General features: G+C 71.3%; 2 protein-coding genes and 1 pseudogene. 2 read left to right on the top strand and 1 reads right to left on the bottom strand.

The window, feature by feature from the left end:
* Nucleotides 1-158: 158 nt before the first annotated feature.
* Nucleotides 159-1,268 carry a glycosyltransferase family 1 protein gene (locus tag D7Y11_RS41945; protein ID WP_126936458.1) on the bottom strand — a complete coding sequence of 370 codons (1,110 nt, stop codon included), beginning with the start codon at nt 1,266-1,268 and terminating at the stop codon, nt 159-161.
* Nucleotides 1,269-1,298: 30 nt separating this feature from the next.
* Here D7Y11_RS41945 and D7Y11_RS41940 point away from each other — a divergent pair, with 30 nt between their 5' ends.
* A complete protein-coding gene (locus tag D7Y11_RS41940) occupies nt 1,299-3,536 on the top strand; it encodes a glycosyltransferase family 4 protein (RefSeq protein WP_126936457.1) in 2,238 nt (745 codons plus the stop codon).
* A pseudogene (locus tag D7Y11_RS41935) lies at nt 3,533-3,949 on the top strand (hypothetical protein); the annotation flags it as partial. The gene D7Y11_RS41940 and the pseudogene D7Y11_RS41935, both read left to right, overlap by 4 nt.

The following is a 3,949-nucleotide window of genomic DNA, read 5'->3' as shown; positions in this document are numbered from 1 at the left end:
CCTCCTGCTGGGCGGTGGGGGCCGGCTCCTGGGCCTCGTCCTTGCGCGCCGCGTTCGACCCCGCGCACCCGAGCAGCATTCCGCAGACGATTCCACTCCACACGAGCAGTCGCATGTTCCTCCAGGAGGCCCTTCACGGGCCGGTTGACCACGGGCGCCTACCGGTGGCGCAGCGCCGCATCGTAAGCGGCCCGCATCCCTTCCGCGGTGCGGGCCCAGGTGAACTTCGCGGCCTGACGCTGGCCCGCCTCCGACAGCGCGCGGCGCTCCTCCGGCGAACGCAGCACCCGGTCGATGACCGCCGCCAGGCCTTCCGCGTCGTCTGGATCCACCGCGGGCGCGGCGTCGCCGCACACCTCCGGCAGCGAGCCCTCCGTGGACACCACCGTGGGCGTGCCCAGCCGCATGGCCTCCAGGGGCGGCAGTCCGAAGCCCTCGTAGCGCGACGGGAAGACGAACAGCGCCGCGCGGCGCATCAGCGCGTAGAAGATGGCGGGGGTCTGGTAGCCCAGGGGCCGCACGTCCAGGCCTTCCGAGCGCAGCCGCTCGATGCGCGTCTCCACCTTGCCGGAGCCGTACCAGGCCTGCCCCGCGAGCACGAGCGTGAAGGACCGGCCGCGCGCGTGCAGCCGCTCTTGCGCTTCCAGCACCAGCTCCACGTTCTTGCGCACGTCGAGCGAGCCCGCGTACAGCACGTAGTCCTTCGGCAGGTTGAGCGCGTGGAGGAACTCCTCGTCCGCCTCGTTCAGAGGGGTCGCGTTCACGTGGTCCACGCCGTTGTGCACCACCACGGTGCGCGGCTCCACCTGGGGGAAGCGGCGCAGCAGGTCCTGGCGCGTGCTCTCGCTGATGCACACCAGCCGGTCCGCGAGCATCAGGCTGCGCGCGAGCCACAGCCGGAACTGCCAGCGGTACGGCGCGGAGACGGTGTGCGGAAAATCCAACGGCACCAGGTCGTGCACGGTGAGCACGTACGCGGTGCCCGGCGTGCGCCGCAGCGGCAGGTTGAAGTTGCTGAGCGCGTGGTAGACGGGCGGCGGCGTGGCCTTGAGCAGCCGGGGCAGCGTGGCCAGCGTCCACGACGTTCGCTTCTGGACGCCGCGCGGATGTTCGCCGGACTTGCGCGCGCCCATCCGGTCCAGCCGGACGCCCTGGGCTTCGAGCGCCTCCGCGAGGCAACGGGTGTACAGGCCGATGCCAGTGGTGGGCTCGTCCCACAGGGTGGCGTCGAAGGCGATGGGTCCGGGGGTCGACACGGGCCGCCTCATACCATGCCCGTGTGGTACACACGGCCCTCCATGGCGGTCCATCAGTTGATCCCAAGCTTCGGCCCCGGCGACGCCTCCGGTCAGGCCGCGCTGCACCTGCAACTCCTGCTGCGCCGCATGGGGCACGTGGGAGACATCTACGCGGAAGAGGTCGCCGGAGGGCTGCAGGGCCTGGCCCGCCACGTCTTCACGCTGAAGCCGAAGCCGGATGACCTGGTGCTGTACCACCACGGCATCGCGTCCCCGCTGAGCGGGCGGCTGATGCACATGGACTGCAAGCGCGGCGTGGTGTTCCACAACATCAGCCCCGCGCGCTTCTACCAGGACACGCCGCTGGAGCACGCGCTGGTGGCGGGCCGCGCGCAGGTGGCCGCGATGGCGCCCTTCCTGGACGTGTCCATCGGGGACTCGGACTACAACAGCGCGGAGCTGCGCGTCGCGGGCCACCGCAACGTGCACACCGTGCAGCTCTTCATCGAGCAGGAGCGCTTCGCCGCGTCCGTGGCGGATGCGGCGAAGCTCGCGGAGCTGGCCGGGCCCGGCCCCACCCTGGTGTCGGTGAGCCGGGTGATGCCGCACAAGCGCTTCGAGGACCTGCTCGCGCTGCACCGGGAGCTCTTGCGCATCCGTCCCCAGGCACGCCTGCTGATTGTCGGCGGCTACGAGCCGGGCAGCCGCTACTTCAAGTCGCTCCAGCGCGAGATGAAGGACCTCAGCGGAGTGCACTTCCTGGGACGCCTGTCGCATCCGGAGCTGGTGGCCGTGTACCGCTCCGCGTCCGTGTTCGTCTCCATGAGCGAGCACGAGGGCTTCAGCGTGCCCATCATCGAGGCCATGGCCTCCGAAGTGCCGGTGCTCGCGTACGCGGCGGCGGCGGTGCCGGAGACGCTGGGCGGCGCGGGCATCGCGTTCGACCAGAAGCGCTACGCGTTCCTCGCGGAGCTGGTGGTGGACCTGTGCGAGGACAAGGACCTGCGCAAGTCGGTGCTCGACGGCCAGGCGCGCCGGCTCCAGCACTTCTCCCCCACGGCCGCGCAGGTGTCGCTCACGCGAGCGCTGGAGGGTGTGGTGGCGCCGCCGCCCCGTCCGCGCAAGGCCCCGGCGAAGCGGCCGCGCGTGGCGCTGGTGGTGCAGCGCTTTGGCGAGGTGACGGGCGGAGCGGAGAGCCACGCCGCGCAGGTGGCGGAGCACCTGGCGCCGCACTGGGACGTCACGGTGGTGACGACCTGCGCGAAGAACCACCTGACGTGGGAGAACACCTTCCCGCCCGGCGAGGACCGCTTTGGCCGCACGAAGGTGCTGCGCTTCCCGGTGACGCGCACGCGCAACATCCACGCATTCAACGACATGTCGCGCCACGTGTTCGGGCACGGCAACGAGCGACTGCGTGAAGAGCAGTGGGTGGCCGAGCAGGGCCCGCTGAGCCCCGGGCTGATGGAGCACCTGGCCACCACGCAGGACACGTACGACGGCTACCTGTTCTTCACGTACCTCTACGCGCCCACGGCGTGGGGGCTGCCGCTGGTGTCGGACCGCGCGCTGCTGGTGCCCACCGCGCATGACGAGCCGCCCATCCGCTTCGGCGTCTATGGGGACGTGTTCAACCGTCCCCGGGTGCTGATGTGCAACACGCCGGAGGAGGTCGAGATGCTCGGGCGCTTCCACCCGAACCATGCGCGGGCGCGCGTGGTGGGCGTGGGCGTGGACGCGCTGCCGTCGGTGCCCGACCGCTTCCGGGCGAAGTACGGCGTGCACGGCCGCTACCTGCTCTACGTGGGCCGGCTGGAGCCGGGCAAGGGCGTGCCGGACCTGCTGAAGTTCCACCGCCAGCTGCGGGAGCGCTACCAGGACGCGCCGGAGTTGGTGCTCGCGGGCGAAGCGCACATGGACGTGAGCGGAGAGGGCGTGCGGCACGTGGGGCGCATCTCCGAGCAGGACAAGCACGACGCGCTGGCGGGAGCGCTGGCGGTGGTGGTGCCGTCGAAGTTCGAGAGCCTGTCGCTCCTGACGCTGGAGGCGTTCGCGCAGGGGACGCCGGTGCTGGTGAACGGGCACTCGGAGGTGCTCGTGGGACAGGTGGAGCGCAGTGGCGCGGGCCGGGTGTACCGGGGGCTTGCGTCGTTCGTGGAAGGGCTGCGCGAGGTGGGCGAGGCCCGGGACGCGATGGGCAAGAGGGCCCGCATCTACGCGCAACGGCACACGTGGCCCCAGGTGGTCGCGGCGTACCGGGAAGAGATGGCGCGCATCGTGGAGGAGACACACCGATGAAGCTGCTCGGACGGGACATTCCCACGAGGGCCCTGGTGGCCCGCATCGAGGAGCGGCTGCGCGTACGCGGGCTGCCCACGTCGGAACCGGCGGAGGTGCCGGAGGACGGCGTGGAGCCGCGCGTGGATCCGCTGAGTTTCAACATGCACGCGCTGGAGGAGAACGCGGACACGACGCGGGCCCTGCCGCTGCACACGCACCGCGCCGGCATGGGGCAGGCGGTGCTGCTGGCCAAGTGGGCCTTCCGCAAGACGTGCCAGGTGTTGATCAACGAGACCCTGGGCCGGCAGCGCGTGTTCAACGGGCTGGTGCGCGACTCCTACGCCCAGCTCTCCGCGGAGGTCCTTCGCCTGCGCAAGGAAGTGGACACGCTGCGGGCCCAGGCCGCGAAGGCACAGCACCCGGAGGCCCCC

Source organism: Corallococcus sp. AB018 (genome assembly GCF_003986945.1).
Classification (GTDB): Bacteria; Myxococcota; Myxococcia; order Myxococcales; family Myxococcaceae; genus Corallococcus; species Corallococcus exiguus.
This window is presented reverse-complemented; position numbering and strand designations above follow the sequence as displayed.